1 protein-coding gene is annotated in these 366 nt (G+C 59.3%); it reads right to left on the bottom strand.

What is annotated here, in order from left to right:
* On the bottom strand, positions 1-366 hold a 366-nt coding region (locus tag DK261_RS33045), incomplete at both ends, for an Ig-like domain-containing protein (protein ID WP_256597581.1).

Genomic DNA, 366 nt, shown 5'->3' with positions numbered 1-366 from the left:
CCGCATCAATCGCCACAGCCTGGATCGTACCGCTGCCTTGTGGCGTTTTGCTGATCAGTTCGAAGCCACCGTCAGGACCAGCCTGCACCTCCTGCTTCGTGCCATCAATCAGGGTCACAGTGACTTTGCTGTTCGGCTCTGCCTTGCCGCTGACCTTGACCGTACCGTCCTTTTGCGTGACCACTTGCAGGTCAGATGGCGGGGTCGGCGCTGTGGTATCAATCTCCGGGTTAGCAACATACTCGACAGTGGCTGGCACACTGACGTTGCCCGCCGCATCAATCGCCACAGCCTGGATCGTACCGCTGCCTTGTGGCGTTTTGCTGATCAGTTCGAAGCCACCGTCAGGACCAGCCTGCACCTCCT

It is taken from the genome of Pseudomonas sp. RW409 (assembly GCF_003184125.1).
In the GTDB taxonomy this organism is placed as follows: domain Bacteria; phylum Pseudomonadota; class Gammaproteobacteria; order Pseudomonadales; family Pseudomonadaceae; genus Aquipseudomonas; species Aquipseudomonas chlororaphis_I.
This window is presented reverse-complemented; position numbering and strand designations above follow the sequence as displayed.